Here is a 25,256-nt window from a genome sequence, read left to right on the forward strand (position 1 = left end):
ACCGCTTCGGGTCGTGTGTCGCGGCTCGATTATGGAACCAAATATGTTACATTTATATGGAATTATACTTCTGTTAAGAATCGCAACCTAGCTTCCAGATCAACGGCGCGGCGGGGGCCGCGCCGTTGCCAAGCGGGAGGCACTTTCCATGTCTAAGACCACACTCGCGCTAGAAAGCGCGGTGGCGGACGTTATCGCCCATCGACCGAAGCAAGGGGAGCGCGCCAGCGCACGCAGCCGCTACGAAGAAGACAAGGCTTTCCTCCGCATCATGAAGTTGATTGCCCCACGGGTGCGGCATTTCATCCGACAATATGGATTGGTCGCCCATTGGGATGATGCGGAACAGGCCTGCGCCATTGGCGTCCACCGGGCAATCCAGGCCTATGATCCGGAAAAGGCGCAATTCACCACCTTCGTCAATTGGCAGATTCGCGGCGAGCTGCAGAGCCTGCGCTTCCGGCTGATGACGGATCAGCGGATCTCCGCGCAAAAGGTCCATGCCACCACCGTATCGCTGCATCTCAGTACCGTGGGGCCGGAGGGCGAGGAGACGACGCTCGAATCCCTGATTCAGGATGACGTCGCGCAGATTGAGGTGGAGATGCGCGCCTCGGATTATCTGGCGCGCAAGACCCTGACGACGCTGGTCGACGGCTATATCGACCAACTCCGTCATATCGGCGAGGAGCAGATCCTGCGCCGGCCGCGTCCCAAACGGCGCCCGGCCGATGCCTATGGTCGCAAGGTCCTCAACTGGGCGGAGGGTCTCGAACCGGAGATCGAAGCGCTCAAGCAACGGCTCGAGCGCGATCGCAAGATCATCGAACAGCGCCTGCTTGATCCCGACCCCGATGCCGCGGCGGAAGCGGCCGGTGTCTCCAAGGAGCGGGCGCGGCAGATCTCAAAACGCGCGATCCGCAAGATCGGGGAAACCGCCGCACGCGCGATGAAGTGACCGGCAGGCTCGGCGGCGCCCCGGCGAACACGGCCGGGGCGCCGAACGGCACCGCCCGGTCAGCCGCAGCAGCCTCCCGCTCAGAGCGACGGCTCGCTCGAAAGCCCTTCCATGATGGCGGTATTGACGCTGATCAGCGCGTCGATCGAATCGCGGCGGCGCATCACGTCGCTGGTATGGCGATCGACCCACAGGGAAAGCGAGATGATGCTCGCACGCAGGTCGCTCGGGAGTTTGTTGCCCGGCGACGCGCACAGCACGGCGAGCGTGGACCATAGCCGCCGGTTCTGATGCAGCGGCTGCATCAATTCGACGCCTTGCCATCCCTGGTCCCTCGCCTCGATCAACTGATGCGTCACCTCACTGATCAACCGATATTCCAGCGCCCGCGGCGTGGCCGACAGCGCCTGCACACGTTGATAGGCGTCGAGCATGAATCCTCCAGTCGCTATGATCATATTCTAACCCGTACATTCTAGGAACATCCGCCGGTCCGGCGGCTCCGCGACCGGAATATTTCAGCGCTTCGTCCGAAGCGGCGGCGGCGATCCTATAATCAGACCGGGCCTTCGCCCGATCTGTCCCGTCGTTTATCTGGAGTGCTTCATGCTCAGCGGCATCGGTGTCGTCGTAACGTTGCTATGCGTGTTCGGCGGCTTTCTGATGGCGGGTGGCAACATCTCGGTCGTCCTGCAGGCGCTGCCGCACGAGTTGATCACCATCGCCGGCGCCGCGATCGGCGCGTTCATCCTCGGCAACTCGTTGCCGGTGGTACGCAAAGCGCTGACCGGGATCGTCCACACCTTCCGCGGTCCGCGCTGGAAGGAGCGTGACTATCGCGACCTGCTCGCCATGCTGTTCGCGCTGCTCACCACCTTCCGCAACGGCGGCGGCATGGCGATCGAGAAGCATGTCGACGCACCCGACGACAGCCTGATCTTCTCACGCTATCCCCGCCTGCTCGCCGACCGCGCGCTGATCCTGTTCATCTGCGACTATCTGCGCATGATGACGGTGAATTTCGAGGATCCGTACCAGATCGCCGAAGCGATGGAGAATGACATCGAGCGGCATCATGCCGAAGAGATGATGCCGCAGCATGCCTTGCAGCTCACCGCGGATGCGCTGCCCGCGCTCGGGATCATCGCCGCGGTGCTCGGCGTGATCAACACGATGGGCTCGATCGATCAGCCCACGCAAATCCTCGGCGGAATGATCGGCAGCGCATTGGTCGGGACGTTCCTCGGCGTGTTGCTCGCCTATGGCCTGGTCGGGCCGATCGCCTCCAAGCTGCAGCAGACGCTGGAGGCGGAACAGCGGCCCTATACGCTCGTCAAGACCGCGGTGATCGCTTACGCCCAGCGCCTGCCGGTGCAGGTCGCGGTCGAACTGGCGCGCCGGATGACACCGACCGAGTTCGCGCCCTCCTTCGAGGAACTGGAGGCGGCGCTCGACGAAGCCCGCGATCAGCTTGCCACGATGCAATTGCAGCAGGCGGCGTGATGCCCCTCCTCTTCCGAAGCTTTGCTCCTTCTCAGGGAATTTGAACATGCCGGCGGCTTCAGCAATCAAGGTCATGGTGGTCGACGACCAGGCAAGCATGCGCGCGATGATCCGCAGCGCGCTTCAGGATCTCGGTTTCCGCGACATTCGCGACAAGGCGGAAGCGGGCGATGCGCTCGAAGCGATCAAGGCGGATCGCGTCCACCTGATCATCTCCGATTACAATATGCCGGGGATGAACGGTATGGACTTCCTGCGCACCGTGCGAGAGGATCCGGTCATCGGCAAGACCGCGTTCATCATGCTGACCGGCTCGTCGGAAAAGGACATCGTCCAGCAGGCAGCGGCGCTCGGCGTCAACAATTACGTCGTCAAACCGTTCGCCCCCGCGGCGCTCAAGGAGAAGATCGAGCGCGTGTTCGGGGAGTTGAGCTGAGTCATGGCGATGCTCCAGCCCCTTCGCGCGGTCCAGCCATGAGCAACACCACCGTCGCCGACGATCTGATCATCCGCCCGCGCCGCAGCCGTCGCAAGAAGCGCGTCCAGGCTCATCATGGCGGTGCATGGAAGGTCGCCTATGCCGATTTCGTCACGGCGATGATGGCCTTCTTCATGCTGCTCTGGCTGTTGAGCAACGCCAATAAGAGCCAGCTCAAGGGCCTTGCCGATTATTTCTCGCCGACGGTCTCGACCGCTCCGCCCAGCTCCGTCGACGAACAGACCGGATTGCAGATCGGTCAGAGCGGCCGGCTGCGGCGCGCGCCGAGCAATGATGCCGAGTCCGTCGGCGTGCGTACGCCCAATGACGGCCCGAACGGCGCCGCCCGCGGTGGTTCGGCGTCGATCTCCGACGCGATGAAGCGGGTGTTCGCCGACGAACTGCGCGTCGCCCTGCAAGGCGATTCGGCCTCGCAGCACAGCGTCCAGGTGATGCCGATCCGCGACGGCGCGCGGATCAACCTCGTCGATACCGCCAACCGGCCGATGTTCGTCGGCCCGACCGCCACGCTCAATCCTTTCGCGCGGGCACTCCTCGCCAAGGCGGCGCAGCAGCTTGCCCGCTCCAATGCGCAGATCGCGATCGAGGGTCATACCGATGCGACCGGCGGCAACAGCGATGCCAACTGGCAATTATCGACTGCGCGCGCGCTTGCCGCGCGCAAGGCGATGATCGACGCCGGTCTGCCCGCGGCGCGTTTTTCGGAAGTGGTCGGCAAGGCGGGGACCGAACCGGTCTATCCCGATCAGCCCGAACGATCCGAGAATCGCCGCATCACGATCATCGCGCTCGCCGAGCCATCTGCCCTGCCACGCGACAGCAGCTTCACCTTCTGACGAAAGACCCCCATGCAGAAATCCCTCCAGCTGCTGCTCGTGCCGGCGCTTGGCCTCGCGGTCGGCGCCGGCGGTGCGTTTGCCGTCCGTGTCGCGCAGCTTGCGCAGGAATCGGCGGCACAGCGGAGCAGCGTCTTCATCCCGGCCGGCACGATCCTGTTGCCGCTGGTCCGGCCGGACGGCCATCTGTCGGGCTATGTCAACGTCACCACCCAGATCGAGGTGATGACCGCCGCGCAGGACAAGGTGCGCGCCGACATGCCGCTGCTGCTCGATGCGATCAATCTGCGCGCCTATCGCACCCCCCTCGCGACCGGGGCGGACGGCCAATTCCCGCGGATCGAGGCCTTCCGCAAGCTGGTACTCGAATCGGCCATCGCCACGTTCGGCGCCGATCGCGTGCGCCGTGCCGTCATCATGCAGGTGCAGCCGACCTGATTGCGATCCCGACAAGCCTCCCGAACCGACCATGACATCGCCCGCCACACGAACCGCGTGTGGCGGGCGATAGCATATTCAGGGCGGGTCGAGAGGCGGGGGGACGATCCGCAGCCCCTCGCCCCTCACCCACCGTGTGCGAAACTGCGGACCAGGGAACCGGCGACCAGCGACCAGCCGTCGACCAGCACGAAGAAGATGATCTTCAGCGGCAAGGAGATGGAGGTCGGCGGCAGCATCATCATGCCCATCGCCATCAGCACCGTCGCCACCGCCAGATCGATCACCAGGAACGGCAGCAGGAGCAGGAAGCCGATCTCGAACGCGCGCCGCAGCTCGGAGATCATGAAGGCCGGCATGATCGTCGGCAGCGGCAGTTCCGCCACCGGCACCTTCGGCGCGTGCGACAGTTCGACGAACATGTGGAGATCGTCGCGGCGGACGTGCTGGAGCATGAAGGTCTTGAACGGCTTGGCGGTCCGCTCCAGCGCCACCGTCTCGGTGATCGCCCCGCGGTTATAGGGGTCGACGCCGTCGTGCCAGGCCGCGGTGAAGGTCGGCGCCATGACGAAGAAGGACAGGAACAAGGCGAAGCTGATCAGCACCGGATTGGGCGGCGTACCGGGCGCGCCGATGCCGGTACGCAGCAGCGACAGCGCGACGACGATGCGGGTGAACGAGGTCACCGTCATCAGGATGCCCGGCGCCAGGCTGAGCACGGTCAGCGTCAGCAGGATCTGCAACGCGCGGCCCGACATCGAGCCCTGCACCAGCCCGGCGGCGGCGCCCTGCGCCTGCGTCGCCGCCTGGCCGAGCGACTGCGCCAGTGCGGGCAGCGGCAGCGCGAGCAGCGTGACGGCGGCGAGCGCCGCCGGCAGCCAGAGCGACCTACGCATGCGCACCCCCGATCGCCGGCACCGCCTCGCCGAGCGCGACGACGCCCTCGGGCGCGATCATCACCAGATGCTCGCGTTCGTCGCAGCGGATCAGCGCGACCGACCGCCGCCCGTCGAGCGCCAGCCGCTCGACCAGCGTCAGCCGCCGCGCGCGTCCCGGCGGCTGTGCCCAGCCTGCCGGCAGCTTGATGTCATAGCGGCGCACGGCCCACAGCGCGCCCGACAGCAGGCCGAGGATGAGCGCGAGCGCGCCGATCGCGCGCAGCGCGGACAGCAGCTCCATCGATCAGGAGGCCTTCTGGATGATGTCGGTGATCTCGAGCGACATGCGCTCATCCTCGACGAGGATGCGGCCGCGCGCGACGAGCTCGTCGTCGACATAGACCAGCGTCGGGTCATCCTGCCCGCAGTCGAGCGGGATCATCGCCCCCCGGCTCATCTTGAGCACCTGGTAGACGGGCAGCTGGGTCGATCCGAGAACGATCGAGAGTTGCACGGGAACAGCTTCAAGCACGGACATTCGGCTCTCCTTCCCACCGTTTATAGGATATTTGTCGGGCGGTCGCGGCGGCTGGCGGGGAATCTTCCTATAAACCAAGCGTGCGGGTGCCGGCTGGGCACCTGTGGTTCGGGGGACCTATGGATTTGCTGTCGTCGATCGGCGTTTCCGCATCGGGGCTGCACGCGCAGGCGCTGCGCATGCGGGTGATCGCGGAGAATCTGGCCAATACGGATTCGGTGTCGCGCACGCCGGGGGGCGCCCCGTACCGTCGTCGCGTCGCGACCTTCAAGGCGCATCTCGATCGCGCGCTCGGCGCGACGACGGTGCAGGTCGCCTCGATCACCACCGACAAGTCCGATTTCTCGCGCATCTATCAACCGGGCAATCCCGCCGCCGACGCGGCAGGCTATGTCCAGATGCCCAACGTCAACGGCCCGATCGAAATGGCCGACATGCGCGCGGCGCAGCGGTCGTACCAGGCCAATATCAACGCGATCGAAGCGGCGCGCAGCATGACGATGCACACGCTCGATCTGATCAAGTAAGAGGATCACCTTTATGTCGATCGGCGCTCTCGACGCCGCCGCGGCCTATGGCCGCGCGCTCACCGCCCTGCCCGGCATCGGCGCCTCTGCCGACCTGCTCCCCGATGCGGGCGAGACGACCGCCGCGCATCCGCCGGCGGAGGTCGGGGCCGTCGCGCACACCGGTACGACCGGCTTCGGCGGCATGGTCCAGTCGATGATCGGCGAGACGGCGACCGCGTTGCGCACCGCCGAGACGGAGAGCGCCAAACAGGTCGCCGGCAAGGGCGATCTGATCGACGTCGTGACCGCGGTCGGAGCCGCCGAGACGGCGCTCAACACGATCGTCGCGGTGCGTGACCGCATGGTCAGCGCCTATGCCGAAATCATGCGCATGCAGATCTGATCGGCATGAACGCGTTCCAGGCAGCCGAATTCGGCCGCGCGGCGATGCTGCTGGTGCTCACCGTCGCCGGACCGATGCTGCTGACCGGGCTGATCGTCGGCGTCGCCATCAGCCTGTTCCAGGCGCTGACGCAATTGCAGGAAACGACGATCACTTTCGTCCCCAAGCTGCTCGCGATCGGCATCACGCTGCTCATCAGCCTGCCGCTGATCGGCCGCGCGATGGGGGCGTTCATGGCCCGGATCGCCGATGCGATCATCACCGGCGGCTGAGCGCGGCGATGCCAGACCTGTCGATCCAGATCACCGTCTTCCTCATCCTGTTCGCACGGATCGGCGCGGTGGTGATGGCACTGCCGGTGTTTTCCGATGACAGCGTTCCCGCTCAGATCCGGCTGCTGCTCGCGCTCGGCCTGACGCTCGGGCTGGACGGGCTGCTCGCTGCCCGGGTGCCGGTGCCGGCGGGCGGCGGCGCTCTGATCGCCGCGGTGGTGACACAGGCGGTCATCGGGATGGCGATCGGCATGCTCGTGCGTATCGTGTTCAGCGCGGCGACGATGGCGGGTGCGATGATCAGCCTCCAGATCGGTCTGTCGTCGGTTCTGGTGCCGGATGCAGGCGGTCAGGTGCCGCTGCTCTCCCGCTTCGTTGCGGTCAGTGCGACGGTGGCGTGTATGGCGATGGGGGTCCACCATCTGTGGATCGCCGCGATCGTCCATTCCTACGATCAGTTTCCGGTCGGCCTCCTTCCCGTCGCGGGCGATCTCGCGCATCTCGCAGTGCTGGCGACGGCGCGGGCGATGGCGCTGGCGGTCAATCTGTCCGCGCCGCTGATCGTCTACGCGATCCTGTTCAACACCGCGCTCGGCCTCGCCGCGCGGATGGCGCCGACGTTACAGGTCTTCTTTGTCGCGCAGCCGCTCAACATCCTGTTCGGACTGACGCTGCTCGCTGTCACCTTCGGCGTCGCGCTCACCGGCTTCTGCCAGGCGATGATCGGCTTCGTTCGCGGGCAGTTGCTGTAAGATGGCCGGCGACAAGGATCAGAAGACCGAGGATCCCACCGACAAGAAGCTGCGGGACGCCGCCAAGAAGGGCGATGTCGCCAACGCGCCCGAGGTGCGGCACGCGACGATGTTCGTCGGCGCGATGATCGTAGCCGGCGGCATGGGCGGATGGACGCTGCTCCGGCTGGCGGGCACCTGCATCGCCTTGTGGGGGCGTGCCGACAATTACACGATGCAGGGCGACGGCGCGCGCGACATCGTCATCGGTGTCGGCATCGCCGTGCTCCGCGCGCTCTGGCCGGTGCTTGCCTTGCTGTTCGCGCTGGCGATACTGCCATGGTTTCTCCAAGGGCGACCGACGTTGGTATGGAGCCGGGTCGGCCTGAAATGGTCGAAGCTCATGCCGAGCAGCGGCCTGTCGCGTCTGTTCGGTCGCCCGGCGTTGGTGGAATTCGCCAAGACGCTCGTCAAATTCATCACGATCAGTGTGATCGCGGCGATGCTGATCCGCCCGCATCTCGTTGCGCTCGACCAGCTGATCGGCGCGTCGCCGCAGGCGATCGTCCGGACGACCGGCTTGCTTCTCTTCGCCCTGGTCCGCGCGATCGGACTGGCGGTGGTCGCGCTCGCGGTGGTCGACTTCGTCTATCAACGTCGCGCCTTCCTGCAACGGATGAAGATGAGCCGGCAGGAGGTGCAGGACGAATATCGCCAGAGCGACGGCGATCCCAAGATCAAGGCCCGCATCCGCTCCATCCGCATGGCGCGCAGCCGCAAGCGGATGATGGCGGCGGTACCGACGGCGAGCGTCGTCGTCACCAACCCGACGCATTATGCGGTCGCGCTCAAATATGATCATGGCGTGATGGCCGCGCCGGTGGTGATCGCCAAGGGCCGCGACCGAATCGCGCTGCGCATCCGCGAGGTCGCCGCCGGGGCCAACGTGCCGATCGTCGAAAGCCCGCCGCTCGCCCGTGCGCTCTATGCGTCCGCCGAGCTCGACCGGCCGATTCCGGTCGAACATTATGCCGCGGTCGCAGAGGTGATCAGCTACGTCATGCGGCTCGCGCGGCAACTGGCGTGAGGCGCCGCGTCCGCACGGGTTCCGATCATCCTATAAAGGGGGTGATGCCACATGCTCTTCGCCTCCTGGCCACCTCGCTGGCCGCCCTCGCCGCGCTCGTCTCGAGCCAGCCGGCGGCGGCCGGCCCCGTCTCGCGGATCAAGGATATCGTCGACGTCCAGGACGTCCGACCCAATCAGTTGATCGGCTATGGTCTGGTCGTCGGCCTGCAAGGCACCGGCGACCGATCGCAGAACATTCCCTTCGCCGTCGAGACGGTGCAGTCGATGCTGGAACGGATGGGGATCAACATTCGCGGCGACGCGATGCGGACGCAAAATATCGCCGCAGTGTCCGTCACCGCGACCTTGCCCGCCTTCGCCCGCGCCGGCAGCAAGATCGACGTGCAGGTCGGCGCGATGGGTGACGCCAGCAGCCTGCAAGGGGGATTGCTGCTCGTCACCTCGCTGCGCGGACTGGACGGCGAGATCTACGCCGTCGCGCAAGGGCCGCTGTCGGTTTCGGGCTTCCGCGCGCAGGGCGCCGCCGCCTCGATCAGCCGCGGCGTCACCACCGCGGCGCGGATCGCCGGCGGGGCGATCGTCGAGCGCGAGGTTCCCTTCACGCTGCGGTCGGCGACCACGCTCAAGCTCGCGCTGAAGAACCCGGATTTCACCACCGCCTTCCGCGTCGCCGAGGTGATCAACCGCCGCTACGATCGTGCCGCGCGCGTGCTCGATCCCGGCACGGTCGAACTGACTCCGCCCGCCGGCTCGGCGGACCACGTCATCGATCTGGTGGCGGGCGTCGAGGAACTGCCGGTCGAGGTCGACCTGCCTGCGCGCGTCGTGATCAACGAGGCATCGGGCACGGTGGTGATGGGGGCCGACGTCCGGATCAGCCCGGTGGCGATCGCGCAGGGCGGCTTGACGATCAGCATCGCCGAAACCCCGATCGCGTCGCAACCGGGGCCATTTTCCAACGGTACGACCGAGGTGCTGCCACGCACCCAGATCGGGGTGACCGACGGCAACGGGCGCGGGCTCGGCGTGTTGCACAATGCCACGTCGCTCGTGTCGCTGGTCGCCGGCCTCAACGCCTTCGGCGTCACCCCCCGCGATCTGATCAGCGTGTTGCAGGCATTGCGCACCGCCGGCGCGCTCCAGGCCGAAATCGAGGTCCAATGATGTCCAGCATGACCGCCACGCCGCCGGCCGCCGCCGTCGCACCCGCCGCCTATATGGCGCTGTCCGCTCCGCGGTTGCCGCGTGCCACCGCCAAGGCCGGCGATGCCGCCGCGACCGCCCAGTCGTTCGAGGCGGTGTTCGTCGGCCAGATGATCCGCATCATGATGGACACCGCGCCCGCCGACGGCCCGTTTACCGGCGGTCACGGCGAGGAGATGTTCCGCGGCGTGCTCGCCGAGAAGATGGGCGATGCGATCGCGGCGCGCGGTGGCTTCGGCCTCGCGCCCACGGTGATGACGCGGATTCTCCGCATGCAGGGTGCCACGGCATGATCGCGCGGCTGATCGACATCCTCGAATCGCTGGTCATGCTGATGAGCGAGGAGACGCAGTTGCTCGAGGGCCAGCCGTTCGGCCGCTCGCTGCCGGAGATCGCCGCCACCAAGGTCCGGCTGGTCGGTCAGCTCGAACAGATGACCGCCGCCTATCAGCGCAATCCCGACGAATGGCAGCCGATGCTCAGCGGTGAACCGCGCGACCGGCTGATCGCGCTGCTCGCCGAGCTGGAGGCGATTTCCGGCGCCAATGCCGCCGCGCTCGAACGACAGATCGATCTGTCGGTCGAGATGATCGGCGCGATCACCGCCGAGGCGAAGCGGCTCGCCGGTCGCGCCACCTCGACCTATGGTGCGCAGGGTCATCTGTCGCGGTTCGACCCGACCATGCCGATCGCGATCAACTCCAGTTATTGAGCCGCGATGACCGGGGGCGCGTCATCACCGCAGGCGACCGGCTCAGTCGAGCAGCACCGCGACGACGCTGCCGATATCGGCAGGATCGAGCCGGTCGAGTTCGATCTCGCGCTCGGGGTTGAGGCTATAGCCGATCATCCGCCCCTGCCGGTCGAAGGTGACGACGAGCAGCCGCAACCCGTCCGCCTCCCGCACGCAGGCAAGGCCGCCCGACGAGGGGAAGCGATCGGGATCGACGACGACGACCGCATGCGCCGGCAGCGCCGGTCCCAGCGTCGCGCGACAGACACGCAGGCCATAGGCCTTCTCGCCGGCGTGACGCGGTGCCTCGACGCTGCGTCCGGCGGTGACCCGCTCGATCAACCCGTCGCCGCGCGGCGCGCCGAACACCGGCACCAGTCGAACCGTCGCGACGTCATCGCGCTCGATCGCGGCGAGCACCGCCGCATCGCCATCGCGCGGCTGCGGCTCGCGCGGGACGATGCGGAACGGATGCGCGGCCTTGGCGCGCGGGCCGGGCGGCGGCGCATCGCGCAATTCGGTGCGGAGCAGTGCGATGCGCGCGCGTGTCTTCTCGATCCGCGCGGCCCGGCTCGCCGCGACCGGCAACCAGTCCCGCAACTGGCCGGCGGCGTCCGCCTCTTCGACCATGCGGCGCAGCGCCGCGGCATCGGCGACGCCGAGCAGGCCGCAGATCGCCCGCACCGTCTGCGCATTCCACCGCGACAGCGGCTTATAGCCATTTTCGAGCCGCGACAGGATCACCGGGGCGATGCCGAACTGGCGCTCGACCTGCGGGATCGACAGCGAGCGGTCGGCGTCGCGCCGCGCGCGGATCGCCGCGGCGAGCAGCACCGCGAACCGATCCTCGGCGATCTCCTCCTCGGTCCACCCCTGCAATTCGGTCGCCCAATCGGCGACGTCGAAGCCGGGTGCGTCGATGTCGAGCAGCAGATCCTCGGCCGGCACCCGCAGCGCGGTGGCGATCCGTTGCAATTCCGCCGGTTTGGCGAAGACTTCGCCGCGTTCGATCTTGGACAGCCGGACATAGGGGATGTCGGGCAGCGCCGCCGACAGGCCGAGCAGGCGGGCGAAGCCATGTTGCTTGCGTAATTCGCGGATCGCATTGGGAAATACGATCGAGCGGTAGCGGTCGATGGCCCCGTCATCTGCCGCAACCTGTTGAGCGGCAACCTCTTCTTCCGGTCCGGCGATGCTGGTGCGGGTCATTGTCGCAGCTTGTGCCGCAGAAACGCGGCGATGTCGATCAATCTGGAATCCATTTTGCCGGCAAATCGGAGGCTTGCGACGGTGCCGGCCGAGCAAGACGCGGTTCAGCCACGCCGCTCTACCGGACGGCCCGCTGCTGGAGACGATGCGATGCCCGAGCCGAAGATGCCGACGCCGCCGATCACGCCGCCGCTGTCCGACTATGAACGCCGCGTCGATCACAGCCTGTCCGCCTTGCTCGTCCTGCAAGGCCTGACGCTGTTCATCGTCGTCCCGCTCGCACAGAGCCTGGCGTTCGGGCGGACGCTGCTCGATGTCTGTCACCTCGGCTTTGCGCTGATCTGCATCACCGTGCTCACCCGCCGACGGCTGTGGCGGATCGTGCTGCTCGTCTCGATCGCGCTGCTGACCGGCTGGCCGGTGCTGAGCCGCGCCATCTCGGCGACCCTGCCGCTCAGCACCACCGAACAGCATGAGGCGATCGCCTTTGCTGCGCTGCTGTTCAACGCCGCGGTCACCGCGGTGGTCGCGCCGCACGTCTTCGCCGCCGGGCGGGTGACCGCGCATCGCGTCCGCGGCGCGGTGTTGCTCTACCTCAACGTCTCGGCATTGTTCGCGATTCTCTATAGTGCGATTGCGATGCACGCGCCGGGGGCGTTTGCCGGGAGCGGTTTCGAACCGCATGGCGCGAGCAGCTCGACCGCCGCCTTCACCTATTTCAGCCTTGCGACGATCACCACCACCGGCTTCGGCGACATCGTCCCCGTCGCGCCGCTCGCGCGCAGCCTCGCCAATCTCGAATCGGTGATCGGCCAGCTCTTCCCGGCGACGCTGCTCGCCCGCCTCGTCGCGCTCCACCTCGCACACGAGGAGCGCGACTGAGCGCGATCAGCGGCGCGCCACCGCCGCCTCCGCCGCAGCCAGCGCCGCATCGCGTTCCTCGGCGAGCGCGGCCGGTGTCGTCGCGACGAGGTCGTAATGCAGCTCGTGCATCGTCATGCCGCTCCGATAGCCCTCCGGCCACACCCGGGTGATCGCAAAGCCGTGGCGGCGGAAGAAGGGTGCCACCAGATCGGAGGTATCGACCGTGACATAGCGGGTCGGCGGCGCGGCGTGGCAGGCGATGTCGAACAGCCGCGCGAACAGCAGCAGCCGCCCGAGCCCGGCGCCATGCCATGCCCGCCCTGCCATGCCCCAATAGAGCAACGCCTTGTTATAATGGTCCCACAGCTCATAGCCCCCGAAGGCCGCGGGATCGCCGTCGACGGTGACGACGAACGCGGGCCCGTCGGGTTCGTCGAGCGTCTCCTCGAGCCAGGCGCGGTCGCCGGCACCGAAATATTCGGGCAGATTGCTGTCGAAGATCGCGAGGACCGCCGCACGATCCGCCGCCGTATAGCGCCGTACCGCGACCCGGCTCATGCCGCCGCCCATAGAGCGATCGTCTCGATCGCGCCGCCGTCGTCGCGCGTCCAGCAGCGCGAGATGCCCTCGAACCGCGCGGTCGCGCGGCTTGCGTCGTGCAGGCGGGTCCGGATCGCCTCAGGCGCGATGCGGCGCGGCGTGCCGATCAGCTTGGCGTGCGCCTCCTTGATCGTCCAGCGGCGCAGCCAGCCGCGCGATTGCGCCGCGGGCGGCACCGCGCGCAACTCCGCCGCCTCCTCGTCGGTGAGCATGTCCCACAGCGGCGGCGCGGCGTCGACCGGCTCGTGATCGACCGCGATCGGCTGCAACGCCGCGCCGATCAGGCAGACCTCGCCGCGATGCGACAGGCTGACGTGCCAGCCGCCGGGACTGGCGACCCGCGGCGCGCCCGCGGCGGTCCGCGCCAGCCGCACGTCCTCCGCCGCACAACCGGAAAGATGCGCGACCAGCGCCTGCATCCGGCCCGCCCGCGCGCCGGCCGTCGCCTGCGTCCGCCACGCCACCGGCGCCTGCCCGTCCCAGTCGAGCGCCGCGAGCGGCCCGTCGTGCCACAGCGGCATCATGCGCCGGTCGCGATCCGGGCGGGGCTGCCCTCCCAATTGGTGCCGTCGGGCAGGGTTTCGCCCTTCATCACCACCGACAGGTCGCCCAATTGCGCATCGGCGCCGACCTCGGCATCGTAGAGCACGATCGCGAGCGAGCCGATCGTCGCGCGGTCACCGACGCGGATCGGGCCGACCTTCATCACCCGATCCTCGAACAGATGCGTCTGGAGCCCGGCGAAATCGTTGAGCGCGACATCGTCGCCGATCGTCACCAGATCGTGCTCGGTCAGGTCGGTGGTGTCGATATAGCAACGCCTGCCGACCTTCGCGCCCATCAGCCGCAGGTAGAGGCCGATCCACGGCGTCCCGCGCAACGGCTCGAGCAGATTGGCGACGGCGAGATTCTCATAGGTCGCGGTGACGAGTTCGGTGCGCCAGACGAAGGTGCTCCACAGCGGCGCGGTCGTCGCCTTGTAGCGGCCGACCACCAGCCATTTGAGTGCCAGCACGAACGCCCCGCAGGCCAGACAGAAGCCGACGTAGAGGAAGGGGAAGGCCAGCCCGATCACCAGCCCGCCGCGTTCGAGATCGTCGAGGTCGCCGACCACCGACAGCAACAGGCTGAAGAAGACGAGAAAGGCGGTCAGCGACAAAGTCGTGCGCACCGCCTCGATCGACAGGCGGGTGGCGATCAGCCCGCGCGACGGATTGAAGCGCGCGCCCTCGTCGAACATCGTCGCGACCTGCCGCACCGGCAGCTTGATCGCCGGCGAACCGAACCAGGTGCTGCCGCTCTCGGTCGCCTGCGCGGGGTCCTCGGGCGGTTTGGAGAGGACGCCGATCAGCACCTCGTCGCCGATCTGCGCGCCACTCGGCAGCAGCGCCGAATTGCCGATGAAGCTGCGCCGGCCGATGCGGGTATGCGCCAGCTCGATCGTGCCATGGCCGATCCGCGCCGCGCCGAAGATGACGGAATCGGCGATGAAGCTTTCCGCGCCGATCTCGACGAGATCGGGGACGATCGCGCTCGCGGTCGAAATCTCCGCACGCCGCCCGACCTTGACGCCGAGCGCGCGATACCAGGGAATGACGTAGAGCGTCGCGAAGATCGGATGGAGCAGCCGCAACGCAAGGTCGTTGATCTGCTTGACAAGCCAGTAGCGGACGTAGAACCAGCTATCGAGCCGGTAGGTCGCCGGCGCGACCTTGCCGAGGATCAGCCGCTTGGCGGCGACGGTCAGCACGCACATCATCACGACATAGGTGGTCGCGAGGAATGGCGAGACGAGCATATAGGTATAGCCGGTCGTCGCCCAGTCGAGCTCTATCAGCGCGATCAGGCCCGGCGCGATCGGCAGGATGGCGATGATCGGCAGCAGGAAGGCGCCGACCAGCAGCCCGAGCAACGGCCCGACCGGCTCGCGCCCCACCCGCGGTGGCCGCGGCAGGGCGTCGCCGGCATGCGCGGCGGGCGATCCGGTCCAGCGCTGGCGCGCAGGGATGACGGTATCGGCCTGCAACGCCGACATATCGTCGAGCACCGCATCCTCTCCGACGGTCGCGTTGCGGCCGACCACCGCCTGCGAGCCGACGAAGGCGCCCGGCGCCAGCGTCACCCGCCCGAGCCGCAGCAGCCCGCGCTCGACCGAGCTGGTGGCGAGCACCGCCTGATCGCTGATGATCGCATCGTCGCCGACCTCGAGCAGGTCGGCGGTGTCGATCACCCCGGTGCCGATATGGACACGCGCGCCGATCTTCGCGCCGAGCAGCCGGTAATAGCCGCGGATCATCGGCGTGCCCGCCAGATAGGGCGTCGCGGTGACGCCGATGATCCGCCGGATCAGCCACCAGCGGAAATAATAGCCGCCCCACAGGGGATAATCCCCCGCCTTGAAGCGCCCGACGATCAGCCATTTGAGCGCGATCGACAGGAACATCGACGCGATCGGCACGATCGTGAAGAACAGGCCGGAGAGGATCAGCGCGCTGATCCGGTCGAGCCGGCCGGCGAGATGGGTGTAGGCGATATAGGGCGAGAACCATTGCAGCCCGGCGAGCGTGTAGATCGGCAGCAGCGCCACCGTCTGCGCCGCGACGCACAGCCAGCGCTTCCACGGCGCGATATGATGGAAGCTGTCCGCCGCCTGCACCGCGACCGGTGCGGTGCCGCCGATGCGCTGCGCCAGCGCGCGGATCGTCGGCGCGGCATAGACGTCCTCGAGCGACAGGCCCTGCAGCCCCGGCACCTTGCGCGCGGCGGAAACCAGCCGCGCCGCCTTCAGCGAATGGCCGCCGAGATCCTCGAACAGATCGTCGAGCACCGAGACCGGCTGCGGCGCGAACGCCTCGGTCCAGACGCGGTGAAGCATTTCCTCCATCGGCGTCGCCGGCGCGACCAGCGCGCGGCCGGTGGTGACGGTGACCTCCGGCTTGACCAGCGCCTTGCGGTCGACCTTGCCCGAGGCGGGCAGCGTCGGCAGCGCGGCGAGGATCTGATAAGCGGCGGGCCGCATGTAATTGGGCAGCCGCTCCGCGACGAGCGCGCGCAGCCCGGCGATGTCGATCGCCTCGCCGCCGCGCGCGACGAGGAAGGCGGCGAGGAATTCGGCGCCGTCGTCGTCCTTGAACAGATGCACCACCGCCTGCGCGACGCCGGGCCATTCGCCGATCACCGCCTCGATCTCGGCGAGCTCGACGCGGAAGCCGCGGATCTTGACCTGCGTGTCGATCCGCCCGACGAAATCGATGTCGCCCGCCGCATCGAGCCGCACCAGATCGCCCGAGCGATAGATGCGCTCCGGCGCGCCCGACACGCCGTCGAACGGCGTCATCGTGAACTTCTCGGCGGTGAGGTCCGGCCGGTTGACGTAGCCGACGCCGACGCCGGGGCCGCCGATCACCAGCTCGCCCTCCTGCCCCGCCGGCACCGGCTGCAACGCCGCGTCGACGATCCAGGCGGTATAGCCGGGCAGCGGCTTGCCGATGGTGATGCGCTGGCCCGGCTGCACCTCGGTCCAGGTCGCGGTGACCGAGGTTTCGGTCGGGCCATAGGTGTTGAGCAGCCGCAGCCCCGGCCGGGCCAGACGCCGCGGCAGATCGGGCGGGCAGGCCTCGCCGCCCATGTTGATCAGCCGCAGCGTCGGCACCGGATGCTCGACCAGCGCGATCAGCGACGGCACGACGTGCCAGACCGTCGCCTGCGCCTCGGCGAGCGCGATCGCGACATCGGGGCCGCTGCTCGCCAGCGCCTCGGTGGCGACGAGCAGCCGCGCGCCGACGAAGAAGGCGCTCCACATCGTCTCGACCGACATGTCGAAGGCGAGGCTGAACCCGCCGAACACCACGTCATCGGGGTCTAGTGCGAGGATCGCGCTTTCCGAACGGACGAGATGGCAGGCATTGGCATGGGTGATCATCACCCCCTTGGGCCGGCCGGTCGTTCCCGAGGTATAGATGATATAGGCGAGGTCGTCGGGCTCGGCGCCGGTCTGCTCGCGTTCCAGCGGCACGATCGGCTCGGCGGCGAGCTCGCCCAGTTCGGCATCGATCGCCAGCGTCGCGCCGCCGAAGGCGTCGGCACGCGCGATCATGGTCAGCGTCAGCGCGGCGCCGCTGTCCTCGACGATGTAGTCGATCCGGTCCTGCGGATAGCCCCAGTCGACCGGCACATAGGCGGCACCGGCGCGCAGCACGCCGAGGATCGCCATATATTGGTCGAGCCCGCGCGGCAGGCACAGCACGACGCGGTCGCCGCGGCCGATCCCCATCGCGCGCAGCCGCTGCGCCAGCGCGATGCTGCGCCGGGCGAGCGTGTCGTAGGTCCAGCGCGTGCTGCGGCCATATTCCTCGCTCGCGCCGAGCAGGTGCAATGCGCAGGCGCCGCCGCTGGTCCGGCAGGTCGCGTCGAACAGCTCGTGGAGCAGTTCGTCGCGCGCATAGGGTTCGTCGGGGCGCAGCGCCGGCGCGGGCGTGATCGGCGCCTCGATGGTGTGATCGGGCAGGGCGAGATCGAGGGTGCTCATGCGAAAGGCTTGCCGTCCAACATATCGATCCTTGGGAATGTCATCGCCGGTCAGAACCAGGCGGCGATGCTGAGCGCGACGCCGATCAGTGCGAACGCCGACGCGCCGGCGAGCAGCCAGCGCCGCCGGGTCAGCGCGCTGATCGAGGCGAGCGCGATGCCGATCTGGAGGAAGGTCATCGCGATCGCGAGCTTGGTGTGCGGCCGCAGCGCCCGCCGCGCCTCGGCATCCGCCTCTTCGGAGCGGCGGTCATAGCCTTCCGCGGTCGTGCGCAGCGCCTGCCCGCGCCTGGCGTAGCGGGCCGCGTCCGCGGCATAATCGTGCGTCGACGCGGGGGCGAGCGCGGCGCTGGTCTCGGCGAGGTGACGCTTGAGATCCTCCGCCTGATAATAGGCCCAGGCATCCGAGGCGCGCGCCTTCATCAGCACCGCCTCGTTCTTGTAATAGAGCGCATCGTTCTGCTCGTGCCCGCCGAGGAAGCTGACGATCGCGCCGAGCGTCGCGAGGATCGCCGAGAACAGCGCGATCTTCTGCGCGAGCGGCTCGTGGCGGGCGTGATGCTCGACCGCCTCGTCATGCGTCCCGCGGACCTCGAATTCCTCCTGCGTCATGCCCCACCCTGTCCGGGCATCTCCGCCTCGTCGAGATGTTCGCGGATCGCCCGGCCCGACAGAAAGACCTCGGTCGCGAAACAGGCAAGCGCGACGATCGCGGCGACCAGCGCGGCGCCGAACAGCCCGAACAACACCGTGGCGGTGCCGGTATCGCGCAGCACGCCGAAGAAGATCGTCGCCGCCGCGCAGCAGGTCAGCCCGCCGGCCGCCGCCGCGCTCAGCACCGCCGCGTCGAGCACCTTCGACCGCAGCCGCAGCCGATCCAGCTCATAGCGCGTGCCATGACCCGCCGCCTTCAGCGCATGGACGCGATCGAGCACGCGCGCGAGCCGCGTCGAAAACACGTTGAGCAGCGAACCGACGGCGGTGAGCAGGAAAATCGGCGTCAGCGCGAGCTGGATGACATGCGCCGCGCTGTTGAGGGGCGCCGGCGTCATCGGCGCGGCGCCGCCGCCATGGATGCGGCGGCGCACCAAAGAGACCCGTCGCGCCGCCCCGCCCTGCCCGTCATCGCATCCCACTCCTATTGGCCCGTCCATAACGGCCATGCTTTATATTAGTCGCGTCGTCGGCAAAGATCGAAACCGGACATATTCCCTCTTTCTTGCCAAATTGCTGAACGGGACGCGACGGGCTGCGGATTATGCCCCGCAAATCGCGGGTAATCAGGCTTTTCGTCGTGCCGCCGTGCGTCTACAACGACGCGTCTCTGGCGTGGGCGCGGCGTGGATGATCGTGCGGCACGCCCCCGTTTGCAGGATCACGCTGCCCTCATGCCGGCCCATTCCGCTCTCTCCATCCGTCCTGTCGCCACCTTCGACTTCCTCAACGGCGGCGGCGCGTGCGGAGAGCTGATCCGCGAGCGCGACTGGTCGGCGACGGCGCTGGGACCGATCGACTATTGGCCGGCGAGCCTGCGCACCACGGTCGCGATCCTGCTGCGCTCGCCGGTGCCGATCGTGCTGCTGTGGGGCCCGGCGGGGGTGATGCTGTACAATGACGGCTATTCGGTCTTCGCCGGCGGCCGTCATCCCGATCTGCTCGGCAGCGAGGTGCGGCTCGGCTGGCCCGAGGTCGCCGAGTTCAACGATCACGTCATGACCGTCGGCCTCGCCGGCGGCACGCTCCATTATCATGACCAGGAGCTGACGCTCCACCGCCACGGCCGGCCCGAGCAGGTCTGGATGGACCTCGATTATTCGCCGGTGCTCGACGAGAGCGGCAGGCCCGGCGGCGTCATCTGCGTGCTGGCCGAGACGACGCGCCGCGTCGCCAGCGAGCGCCGCACCGCCTTCCTGCTGTCGCTGGCGGATGCGCTGCGCCCGCTCGACCATGCCGATGCGATCATGGACCTCGCTGCCGAACGGCTCGGCGAACGGCTCGACGCCAGCCGCGTCTTCTATGCGGAGATCGCCGGCGGGCAGATGACGGTGACGTGCGACTTCGCCCGCGGCGTCGGCTCGATCGTCGGCACGCATTCGCTCGACGCCTTCGGTCCCGATCTGCTCGGCGCCTATCGGCTCGGCACCCCGGTCGTGGTCCGCGACGTCGGCGCCGATCCCCGGCTCAATCAGGAGGCGCGCGACGGCCTCACCCAGCGCGAGGTCGGCGCGTTCATCGACGTCATCCTGTTCGAGGAGGAAGCAGGCGTCGGCCTGCTCGCGGTCCAGTCGGCGACGCCGCGCGTCTGGACGGAGGCGGAGGAGAGCCTCGTCCAGGAGGTCGCCGAGCGGGTCAAGACCGCGGTCGAGCGCGCCCGCGCCGCCGATGGCCTGCGCCGCCTCAACGAGACGCTCGAGGAGCAGATCGCCGTCCGCTCGGCAGAGCGGGACCGGCTGTGGAACCTGTCGCAGGACATGCTGGCGCGCGCCGATTACGCCGGGATGATGTCCGCGGTCAGCCCGGCCTGGTCGCGCGTGCTCGGCTGGAGCGAGGCGGATCTGCTCACCCGCGGCTATGCGAGCTTCATCCACCCGGAAGACGGGCCGCAGACGTTGGCGGCGATCGCGCGGATGGCGGAGACACGGCGGCCGACCCGGTTCGAGAACCGCATCGCGACGCGCGACGGCGGCTGGAAGGACATCGAATGGACGGTCGCGCCCGAGGAGGACGGCGTCCATTTCGTCGCGGTCGGTCGCGATCTCAGCGTCACCAAGGCGCGCGAGGCGGATCTGGAGGAAGCGCGCGAGGCGCTGCGCCAGAGCCAGAAGATGGAGGCGATGGGCAGCCTCACCGGCGGTGTCGCGCATGATTTCAACAATCTGCTCACGCCGATCATCGGTTCGCTCGACATGCTGGTGCGCAAGGGCATCGGCTCGGCCCGCGAGCGGCGGCTGATCGAGGGCGCGCTGCAATCCGCCGAGCGCGCCAAGACGCTGGTGCAGCGCCTGCTCGCCTTCGCGCGCCGCCAGCCGCTGCAACCCACCGCGGTCGACGTCGTCCGCATCGTGCAAAACATGGCCGGGCTGATCGGCGCGACGCTCGGGCCGATGATCGACGTGCGCGTCGACCTCGTCGACCTGCCGCCGGCGCGGGCCGATCTCAACCAGCTCGAAATGGCGCTGCTCAATCTCGCGGTCAACGCGCGCGACGCGATGCCGGGCGGCGGCGAGCTGACCATCGCCGCACGCGCCGAGAGCGTCGAATCGCGCAACGGCCACGGCCTTGCCGCCGGCGAGTACGTCCGGCTCAGCGTGCGCGATACCGGTGTCGGCATGGACGAGGAGACGCAGCGCCGCGCGATCGAGCCGTTCTTCTCGACCAAGGGGATCGGCAAGGGCACCGGTCTCGGCCTGTCGATGGTCCACGGCCTCGCCGCGCAGCTCGGCGGCGGGCTGACGATCGCGAGCGCGCCGGGTCATGGCACGACGATGAACCTGTGGCTGCCGATCAGCGCCGCCGCCATCCGGGACGACGCGGCGAACGCCGAACCGCTCGCCGCGCCGCGCCGCATCGGCACCGCTTTGCTCGTCGACGATGAGGAACTCGTCCGGCTCAGCACCGCCGACATGCTCACCGACATGCAATATGAGGTGGTCGAGGCGGGGTCGGCGGAAGAGGCGCTGCGCCTGCTCGACGGCGGCCTCGCCCCCGACATCCTCGTCACCGACCATCTGATGCCGGGGATGAGCGGCACCGAACTGGCGCGGCGGCTGCGGTCGAGCCGCCCCGGCCTGCCGGTGCTGATCGTCTCGGGCTATGCCGAGGAAGACGGCGTCGATGCCGATATCCCGCGCCTGACCAAGCCGTTCCGCATCGCCGAGCTTTCCGCCTGCCTCGCCGCGATCATTGCGATGCCGCCGGAGTCTGGCGCGCCCAACCGTGGCGATGGCGCGATAAACACATAGATTGGGAACAAAGGTCAATCTCGGTTGTTTCGGCCCGGTGGCCGGCACTTCGGAGCATGCCCTCCCTCTTGTCCCGGACGCTCATGGTAGACGAAACGACCGAAACGCCCCCCGGCGGCCCGCCGCCCCACCTTTCGGGCGCCGCCAATCACGACATGGGCGACGACAGCAACAGCATCTTCTTCGCCGCGGTCAAGACGACGCGGATGCCGATGATCGTCACCGATCCCAATCAGCCGGACAATCCGATCGTCTTCGCCAATCCCGCCTTCATCAACATGACGGGGTATGAGTGGCACGAGCTGGTCGGCACCAACTGCCGGTTGCTGCAAGGGCCGGACACCGATCGCGAGACGGTCGCCGAGATCCGCCGGGCGATCGAGCGGCGGCAGGAAACCTCGGTCGAGCTGCTCAATTACAAGAAGAACGGCGCCGCCTTCTGGAACGCGCTGTTCATCTCGCCGGTGTTCGATGCCGACAACAAGCTGATCTATTTCTTCGCCTCGCAGCTCGACGTGACGCGCCGCCGCGATGCCGAGGAAGGGCTGCGCCAGGCGCAGAAGATGGAAGCGGTCGGCCAGCTTACCGGCGGCGTCGCGCACGATTTCAACAATCTGCTCACCGTCATCCAGGGCTTCAGCGATGTGCTGCGCAGCCAGATCGACGGCGACGGCGAGTTCGACCGCGCCAAGGCCTCGCGCTCGATTAACGCGGTGATGCAGGCGGCGGAGCGCGGCGCGACGCTGACGCAGCAGTTGCTCGCCTTCTCGCGCCGGCAGAAACTGCAGGGTCGCGTCGTCAATCTCGTCGACCTGATCGACGAGCTCCAGCCGCTGATCGAGCGTACCGCGGGCGGGCTGGTCAAGGTCCGCATCCAGCATCAGGAAACCACCTGCAACGCACGGATCGACCCGACCCAGGCGGAACTGGCGATCATCAACATCCTGCTCAACGCCCGCGACGCGATGCCCGATGGCGGCACGATCACCATCGAGGTGCGCAACCGGTCGATCGAAGCGGGCGACAAGGGGTTCGGCGAGCTCGAAAGCGGCAATTACGTCGCGGTGACGATCACCGACGAGGGTACCGGCATGTCGCCCGAGGTGCTCAAGCGCGTCACCGAACCCTTCTTCACCACCAAGGATCAGGGCAAGGGCACCGGGCTCGGCCTGTCGATGGTCTATGGCTTCATGAAGCAGTCGGGCGGCTCGCTGCGCCTCTATTCGGAGGAGGGCCACGGCACCACGGTGCGGATGTTGTTCCCGTGCGAATATGGCAAGGCCGACCCGATCACCGCGCCGGCGTCGCGCTCGCTCGCCGACAAGCGCGGCAGCGAGACGGTGCTGGTCGTCGAGGATCAGGTCGATGTCGGCGACTATGCCGAAACCGTGCTCTCCGAATTCGGCTATACCGTGCTGCGCGCGGAAAATGCCAATGAGGCGCTGGCCCTGCTCGACGGGGCCGGCCATATCGACCTGCTGTTCAGCGATCTGATCATGCCGGGCGGGATGAACGGCGTGATGCTGGCGCGCGAGATCAAGCGGCGGCGGCCGAAGATGCGCGTGCTGCTCACCACCGGCTATGCAGAATCGTCGATCGAGCGCGTCGACGCGCGCGGTGCCGAATTCGAGCTGATCCAGAAGCCGTACAAGCGCAGCGAACTGGCGACCAAGGTACGTCAGGTGATCGAAGGGCCGACCGGGATCGGCAGCCACGGGGGATAAAGATGGAAAGCTATTACCGCGACCAGGCGACGATCTGCGCCGAACAGGCGTCCGCCACCAGCCTGCCCAACGTCATCGCCCGGCTGCGCCGGTCGGAGGCGGCATGGCTGGCGATGGCGGACCGCGCCGCCCGTCATACCGAGATCAAGGCGGCAAAGGCATGATACCGGCGTTTGCGGCCAAGGTAATCCCAGGCTAGAACGTTCTCGTTTTGGACCGTCAACCGCTTCCCCTTGCCCCGATCCAGCCGTATCAGCCGACGCCTGCCGTGCAGGCGGCGATCGACGCCTATGCGCGCGGTCTGGACGCCTGCGATCCGATGCAGGTCGGCTTCGCCATGACGCCGGTGGCGATGGTGGTCAGCGATCCGACCTTGCCCGATTGCCCGCTCATCTACGTCAATCCGGCATTCGAGCGGCTGACCGGGTTTCCGGCGGAGGAGATCCTCGGCCGCAACTGCCGCTTCATGCAGGGGCCGCTGACCGACGCCGATGACATCGTCCGCCTGCGCGAAGCGATCGCGCAGCGCGTGCCGATCGAGCTCGACCTGCTCAACCATCGCCGTGACGGGACGCCGTTCTGGAACCGGCTGATGGTCGCCCCGGTCTTCTGCGACGACGGCTCGCTGCGCTATTATGTCGCGACGCAGATCGACGTCACCGTCGAGCGGCATCGCGTGCTGATGCTCGAACAGGACCGCGAGGCGCTCGCTGCCGAGGTGGCGCAGCGGGACGCCGATCTCGCCGCGCATAATGCGCGGCTGCGGCTCGCGCTCAAGGCGGGCGGGCTCGGCACCTGGACGCTCGACCTGCCCGAGATGGTGCTGACCGCCTCGTCGGGATGCAAGCGCATCTTCGGCCGGCCGCTCGGCGAGCCCTTCACCTACGAACAATTGCTCGCCGCCATCCATCCCGACGATCTGCCGATGATGCGCGCCGCAGTCGAGCGGACGATCACGCATGGCGAACCCTATCACATCGAATATCGCATCCTCACCGCGGCGGGCGATCAGCGCTGGGTGTCGATCCAGGGCGACCTGCAGCATCGCGCCGACGGCACGCCGCTGGCGATGACCGGTTTCTCGACCGATATCTCGACGCGCAAATTCGCCGAGGAGCATCGCGCCGTGCTCGCGCGCGAGCTAACCCATCGCGTCAAGAACACGCTCGCCACCGTCAATGCGGTGGTCAGCCAGACGCTGCGCGACGCCGTGTCGCTGGAGGATGCCGCCGCGGCAGTGACCGGCCGGATCGCCAGCCTCGGCGCCGCGCAGGAGCTGCTGATCCAGGACGAGGTCGAGGGCGCATCGATCGGCGACATCGTCGATCGCGCGCTGCTGCCGTTCAAGGACCGTGACGGTGCACGCTTCGCGGCGCATGGCCCGTCGGTGCGGCTGACGCCGGAGATCACGCTGGCGCTGGCGATGGCGCTGCACGAGCTTGCCACCAATGCGATCAAATATGGCGCGCTGTCGGTGCCCGAGGGGCGCGTCGCGATCGAATGGTCGATCCGTCACGAAGACGGCGAGCGGCGGCTGTTCTTCTGCTGGGCGGAACATGACGGGCCGCCGGTGACGCCGCCGAGCCGCACCGGCTTCGGCACGCGGATGATCGAACGCGTGCTGCGCCGGCATGTCCGCGGCGGCGCGGCGATCCATTACCCGCCGACCGGCGTCCGCTTCGAGATCGAGGCGGCGGTCTAGCCGCACGGCCGGCGCTGCGGCCGATGTGTCACAGTTGCTGACAAATCGGTACGCTACCGAACATATCGCCCCCCGCGA

Annotated in this window: 28 protein-coding genes; 18 read left to right on the plus strand and 10 right to left on the minus strand. The window is 67.9% G+C overall.

Annotated elements, in window-relative coordinates:
* Window positions 1–148 precede the first annotated feature (148 nt).
* Window positions 149–958 carry a sigma factor gene (locus BW41_RS19545; protein WP_051583729.1) on the plus strand — a complete coding sequence of 270 codons (810 nt, stop codon included), beginning with the start codon at window positions 149–151 and terminating at the stop codon, window positions 956–958.
* A gap of 80 nt (window positions 959–1,038) precedes the next feature.
* On the opposite strand, the gene flaF is transcribed toward BW41_RS19545, so the two are convergent.
* The gene (flaF, locus tag BW41_RS20260; RefSeq protein WP_051583730.1) at window positions 1,039–1,392 is read right to left on the minus strand and encodes a flagellar biosynthesis regulator FlaF; all 354 of its coding nucleotides are present in this window, start codon (window positions 1,390–1,392) and stop codon (window positions 1,039–1,041) included.
* Window positions 1,393–1,564: 172 nt separating this feature from the next.
* On the opposite strand from flaF, the gene motA reads away from it, so the two are divergent.
* The 4 genes from motA to BW41_RS19565 are packed head-to-tail and all read left to right on the plus strand — an operon-like array spanning window position 1,565 to window position 4,234.
* Window positions 1,565–2,461, plus strand: coding sequence for a flagellar motor stator protein MotA (motA, locus tag BW41_RS19550; RefSeq protein WP_037536891.1), 897 nt, complete (start codon window positions 1,565–1,567; stop codon window positions 2,459–2,461).
* A gap of 46 nt (window positions 2,462–2,507) precedes the next feature.
* Window positions 2,508–2,897 carry a response regulator gene (locus tag BW41_RS19555; protein ID WP_037536892.1) on the plus strand — a complete coding sequence of 130 codons (390 nt, stop codon included), beginning with the start codon at window positions 2,508–2,510 and terminating at the stop codon, window positions 2,895–2,897.
* Window positions 2,898–2,935: 38 nt separating this feature from the next.
* The gene (locus BW41_RS19560) at window positions 2,936–3,796 is read left to right on the plus strand and encodes an OmpA/MotB family protein (protein WP_051583731.1); all 861 of its coding nucleotides are present in this window, start codon (window positions 2,936–2,938) and stop codon (window positions 3,794–3,796) included.
* Between the two features lie 12 nt (window positions 3,797–3,808).
* Window positions 3,809–4,234, plus strand: coding sequence for a hypothetical protein (locus BW41_RS19565; RefSeq protein ID WP_037536895.1), 426 nt, complete (start codon window positions 3,809–3,811; stop codon window positions 4,232–4,234).
* Window positions 4,235–4,359: 125 nt separating this feature from the next.
* On the opposite strand, the gene fliP is transcribed toward BW41_RS19565, so the two are convergent.
* Genes fliP through BW41_RS19580 form a run of 3 tightly spaced genes read right to left on the minus strand, consistent with a single transcriptional unit; the run spans window position 4,360 to window position 5,650 of the window.
* The gene (gene fliP, locus BW41_RS19570) at window positions 4,360–5,130 is read right to left on the minus strand and encodes a flagellar type III secretion system pore protein FliP (protein WP_037536898.1); all 771 of its coding nucleotides are present in this window, start codon (window positions 5,128–5,130) and stop codon (window positions 4,360–4,362) included.
* Complete coding sequence (locus tag BW41_RS19575; RefSeq protein WP_037536901.1) at window positions 5,123–5,413, minus strand: flagellar biosynthetic protein FliO; 291 nt, start codon at window positions 5,411–5,413, stop codon at window positions 5,123–5,125. The genes fliP and BW41_RS19575 overlap by 8 nt, the downstream gene beginning before the upstream one ends.
* A gap of 3 nt (window positions 5,414–5,416) precedes the next feature.
* Window positions 5,417–5,650, minus strand: a complete 234-nt coding sequence (locus BW41_RS19580; protein WP_037536903.1) for a FliM/FliN family flagellar motor switch protein — start codon at window positions 5,648–5,650, stop codon at window positions 5,417–5,419.
* 119 nt (window positions 5,651–5,769) lie between these two features.
* Between BW41_RS19580 and flgC the strand changes: the two genes are divergently transcribed.
* From flgC to BW41_RS19620, 8 genes are read left to right on the plus strand one after another with little or no spacing between them, the layout of a single operon-like run.
* A complete protein-coding gene (gene flgC / locus BW41_RS19585; protein ID WP_037536905.1) occupies window positions 5,770–6,177 on the plus strand; it encodes a flagellar basal body rod protein FlgC in 408 nt (135 codons plus the stop codon).
* A 13-nt stretch (window positions 6,178–6,190) separates the two neighbouring features.
* The gene (locus BW41_RS19590) at window positions 6,191–6,562 is read left to right on the plus strand and encodes a flagellar hook-basal body complex protein FliE (protein ID WP_037536907.1); all 372 of its coding nucleotides are present in this window, start codon (window positions 6,191–6,193) and stop codon (window positions 6,560–6,562) included.
* A gap of 5 nt (window positions 6,563–6,567) precedes the next feature.
* Window positions 6,568–6,834 carry a flagellar biosynthetic protein FliQ gene (locus BW41_RS19595; RefSeq protein ID WP_037536909.1) on the plus strand — a complete coding sequence of 89 codons (267 nt, stop codon included), beginning with the start codon at window positions 6,568–6,570 and terminating at the stop codon, window positions 6,832–6,834.
* Between the two features lie 8 nt (window positions 6,835–6,842).
* Complete coding sequence (locus tag BW41_RS19600; protein ID WP_037536911.1) at window positions 6,843–7,586, plus strand: flagellar biosynthetic protein FliR; 744 nt, start codon at window positions 6,843–6,845, stop codon at window positions 7,584–7,586.
* A 1-nt stretch (window position 7,587) separates the two neighbouring features.
* Window positions 7,588–8,652 carry a flagellar biosynthesis protein FlhB gene (gene flhB, locus BW41_RS19605; protein WP_037536913.1) on the plus strand — a complete coding sequence of 355 codons (1,065 nt, stop codon included), beginning with the start codon at window positions 7,588–7,590 and terminating at the stop codon, window positions 8,650–8,652.
* Window positions 8,653–8,696: 44 nt separating this feature from the next.
* A complete protein-coding gene (locus BW41_RS19610) occupies window positions 8,697–9,818 on the plus strand; it encodes a flagellar basal body P-ring protein FlgI (protein ID WP_037536915.1) in 1,122 nt (373 codons plus the stop codon).
* 8 nt (window positions 9,819–9,826) lie between these two features.
* Window positions 9,827–10,150: a rod-binding protein gene (locus BW41_RS19615; RefSeq protein ID WP_037536917.1), complete on the plus strand. Its 324-nt coding sequence runs from the start codon at window positions 9,827–9,829 to the stop codon at window positions 10,148–10,150.
* The gene (locus BW41_RS19620; protein ID WP_037536919.1) at window positions 10,147–10,569 is read left to right on the plus strand and encodes a flagellar biosynthesis protein FlgN; all 423 of its coding nucleotides are present in this window, start codon (window positions 10,147–10,149) and stop codon (window positions 10,567–10,569) included. Before BW41_RS19615 ends, BW41_RS19620 begins: the two co-directional genes overlap by 4 nt.
* 42 nt (window positions 10,570–10,611) lie before the next feature.
* Here the strand turns inward: BW41_RS19620 and BW41_RS19625 are convergent, their stop codons facing one another.
* Window positions 10,612–11,799, minus strand: coding sequence for a helix-turn-helix domain-containing protein (locus BW41_RS19625; RefSeq protein ID WP_037536922.1), 1,188 nt, complete (start codon window positions 11,797–11,799; stop codon window positions 10,612–10,614).
* A 150-nt stretch (window positions 11,800–11,949) separates the two neighbouring features.
* On the opposite strand from BW41_RS19625, the gene BW41_RS19630 reads away from it, so the two are divergent.
* Window positions 11,950–12,681, plus strand: a complete 732-nt coding sequence (locus tag BW41_RS19630) for a potassium channel family protein (protein ID WP_051583732.1) — start codon at window positions 11,950–11,952, stop codon at window positions 12,679–12,681.
* 6 nt (window positions 12,682–12,687) lie between these two features.
* Here the strand turns inward: BW41_RS19630 and BW41_RS19635 are convergent, their stop codons facing one another.
* From BW41_RS19635 to BW41_RS19655, 5 genes are read right to left on the minus strand one after another with little or no spacing between them, the layout of a single operon-like run.
* On the minus strand, window positions 12,688–13,221 hold the full coding sequence (locus BW41_RS19635; protein ID WP_037537018.1) for a GNAT family N-acetyltransferase: 534 nt from the start codon (window positions 13,219–13,221) through the stop codon (window positions 12,688–12,690).
* On the minus strand, window positions 13,218–13,787 hold the full coding sequence (locus BW41_RS19640) for a 4'-phosphopantetheinyl transferase family protein (RefSeq protein ID WP_037536924.1): 570 nt from the start codon (window positions 13,785–13,787) through the stop codon (window positions 13,218–13,220). The genes BW41_RS19635 and BW41_RS19640 overlap by 4 nt, the downstream gene beginning before the upstream one ends.
* The gene (locus BW41_RS19645) at window positions 13,784–17,791 is read right to left on the minus strand and encodes a Pls/PosA family non-ribosomal peptide synthetase (protein WP_037536926.1); all 4,008 of its coding nucleotides are present in this window, start codon (window positions 17,789–17,791) and stop codon (window positions 13,784–13,786) included. Before BW41_RS19645 ends, BW41_RS19640 begins: the two co-directional genes overlap by 4 nt.
* Before the next feature lie 50 nt (window positions 17,792–17,841).
* Window positions 17,842–18,402 carry a DUF4337 domain-containing protein gene (locus BW41_RS19650; RefSeq protein WP_037536928.1) on the minus strand — a complete coding sequence of 187 codons (561 nt, stop codon included), beginning with the start codon at window positions 18,400–18,402 and terminating at the stop codon, window positions 17,842–17,844.
* Entirely contained in the window at window positions 18,399–18,878 is a 480-nt protein-coding gene (locus BW41_RS19655) for a DUF2721 domain-containing protein (protein ID WP_235199835.1), read from the minus strand. Before BW41_RS19655 ends, BW41_RS19650 begins: the two co-directional genes overlap by 4 nt.
* A gap of 300 nt (window positions 18,879–19,178) precedes the next feature.
* Here BW41_RS19655 and BW41_RS19660 point away from each other — a divergent pair, with 300 nt between their 5' ends.
* From BW41_RS19660 to BW41_RS19670, 4 genes are all read left to right on the plus strand, one after another.
* A complete protein-coding gene (locus BW41_RS19660) occupies window positions 19,179–21,752 on the plus strand; it encodes a GAF domain-containing hybrid sensor histidine kinase/response regulator (protein ID WP_051583733.1) in 2,574 nt (857 codons plus the stop codon).
* Window positions 21,753–21,835: 83 nt separating this feature from the next.
* Window positions 21,836–23,476, plus strand: a complete 1,641-nt coding sequence (locus BW41_RS19665) for a histidine kinase famiy protein (RefSeq protein ID WP_037536929.1) — start codon at window positions 21,836–21,838, stop codon at window positions 23,474–23,476.
* A 2-nt stretch (window positions 23,477–23,478) separates the two neighbouring features.
* Window positions 23,479–23,640: a hypothetical protein gene (locus BW41_RS21680; protein ID WP_200870479.1), complete on the plus strand. Its 162-nt coding sequence runs from the start codon at window positions 23,479–23,481 to the stop codon at window positions 23,638–23,640.
* Between the two features lie 47 nt (window positions 23,641–23,687).
* Complete coding sequence (locus tag BW41_RS19670; RefSeq protein ID WP_037536930.1) at window positions 23,688–25,178, plus strand: PAS domain-containing protein; 1,491 nt, start codon at window positions 23,688–23,690, stop codon at window positions 25,176–25,178.
* Window positions 25,179–25,256 lie beyond the last annotated feature (78 nt).

Origin of the sequence: Sphingomonas sp. RIT328, assembly GCF_000632225.1 — a bacterium.
In the GTDB taxonomy this organism is placed as follows: domain Bacteria; phylum Pseudomonadota; class Alphaproteobacteria; order Sphingomonadales; family Sphingomonadaceae; genus Sphingomonas; species Sphingomonas kyungheensis.

Bases quoted from the DNA above. Each gene is read 5' to 3' on its own strand.
- BW41_RS19600 (WP_037536911.1), top strand. From the start codon at position 6,843: ATGCCAGACCTGTCGATCCAGATCACCGTCTTCCTCATCCTGTTCGCA.
- BW41_RS19625 (WP_037536922.1), bottom strand. From the start codon at position 11,799: ATGACCCGCACCAGCATCGCCGGACCGGAAGAAGAGGTTGCCGCTCAA.
- BW41_RS19590 (WP_037536907.1), top strand. From the start codon at position 6,191: ATGTCGATCGGCGCTCTCGACGCCGCCGCGGCCTATGGCCGCGCGCTC.
- BW41_RS19565 (WP_037536895.1), top strand. From the start codon at position 3,809: ATGCAGAAATCCCTCCAGCTGCTGCTCGTGCCGGCGCTTGGCCTCGCG.
- BW41_RS19645 (WP_037536926.1), bottom strand. From the start codon at position 17,791: ATGAGCACCCTCGATCTCGCCCTGCCCGATCACACCATCGAGGCGCCG.
- BW41_RS19610 (WP_037536915.1), top strand. From the start codon at position 8,697: ATGCCACATGCTCTTCGCCTCCTGGCCACCTCGCTGGCCGCCCTCGCC.
- BW41_RS19650 (WP_037536928.1), bottom strand. From the start codon at position 18,402: ATGACGCAGGAGGAATTCGAGGTCCGCGGGACGCATGACGAGGCGGTC.
- BW41_RS19640 (WP_037536924.1), bottom strand. From the start codon at position 13,787: ATGATGCCGCTGTGGCACGACGGGCCGCTCGCGGCGCTCGACTGGGAC.
- BW41_RS19620 (WP_037536919.1), top strand. From the start codon at position 10,147: ATGATCGCGCGGCTGATCGACATCCTCGAATCGCTGGTCATGCTGATG.
- BW41_RS19660 (WP_051583733.1), top strand. From the start codon at position 19,179: ATGCCGGCCCATTCCGCTCTCTCCATCCGTCCTGTCGCCACCTTCGAC.
- BW41_RS19545 (WP_051583729.1), top strand. From the start codon at position 149: ATGTCTAAGACCACACTCGCGCTAGAAAGCGCGGTGGCGGACGTTATC.
- flhB (WP_037536913.1), top strand. From the start codon at position 7,588: ATGGCCGGCGACAAGGATCAGAAGACCGAGGATCCCACCGACAAGAAG.
- BW41_RS19595 (WP_037536909.1), top strand. From the start codon at position 6,568: ATGAACGCGTTCCAGGCAGCCGAATTCGGCCGCGCGGCGATGCTGCTG.
- BW41_RS19615 (WP_037536917.1), top strand. From the start codon at position 9,827: ATGACCGCCACGCCGCCGGCCGCCGCCGTCGCACCCGCCGCCTATATG.
- BW41_RS19555 (WP_037536892.1), top strand. From the start codon at position 2,508: ATGCCGGCGGCTTCAGCAATCAAGGTCATGGTGGTCGACGACCAGGCA.
- fliP (WP_037536898.1), bottom strand. From the start codon at position 5,130: ATGCGTAGGTCGCTCTGGCTGCCGGCGGCGCTCGCCGCCGTCACGCTG.
- BW41_RS21680 (WP_200870479.1), top strand. From the start codon at position 23,479: ATGGAAAGCTATTACCGCGACCAGGCGACGATCTGCGCCGAACAGGCG.
- BW41_RS19635 (WP_037537018.1), bottom strand. From the start codon at position 13,221: ATGAGCCGGGTCGCGGTACGGCGCTATACGGCGGCGGATCGTGCGGCG.
- BW41_RS19560 (WP_051583731.1), top strand. From the start codon at position 2,936: ATGAGCAACACCACCGTCGCCGACGATCTGATCATCCGCCCGCGCCGC.
- motA (WP_037536891.1), top strand. From the start codon at position 1,565: ATGCTCAGCGGCATCGGTGTCGTCGTAACGTTGCTATGCGTGTTCGGC.
- BW41_RS19630 (WP_051583732.1), top strand. From the start codon at position 11,950: ATGCCCGAGCCGAAGATGCCGACGCCGCCGATCACGCCGCCGCTGTCC.
- BW41_RS19665 (WP_037536929.1), top strand. From the start codon at position 21,836: ATGGTAGACGAAACGACCGAAACGCCCCCCGGCGGCCCGCCGCCCCAC.
- flgC (WP_037536905.1), top strand. From the start codon at position 5,770: ATGGATTTGCTGTCGTCGATCGGCGTTTCCGCATCGGGGCTGCACGCG.
- BW41_RS19580 (WP_037536903.1), bottom strand. From the start codon at position 5,650: ATGTCCGTGCTTGAAGCTGTTCCCGTGCAACTCTCGATCGTTCTCGGA.
- flaF (WP_051583730.1), bottom strand. From the start codon at position 1,392: ATGCTCGACGCCTATCAACGTGTGCAGGCGCTGTCGGCCACGCCGCGG.
- BW41_RS19575 (WP_037536901.1), bottom strand. From the start codon at position 5,413: ATGGAGCTGCTGTCCGCGCTGCGCGCGATCGGCGCGCTCGCGCTCATC.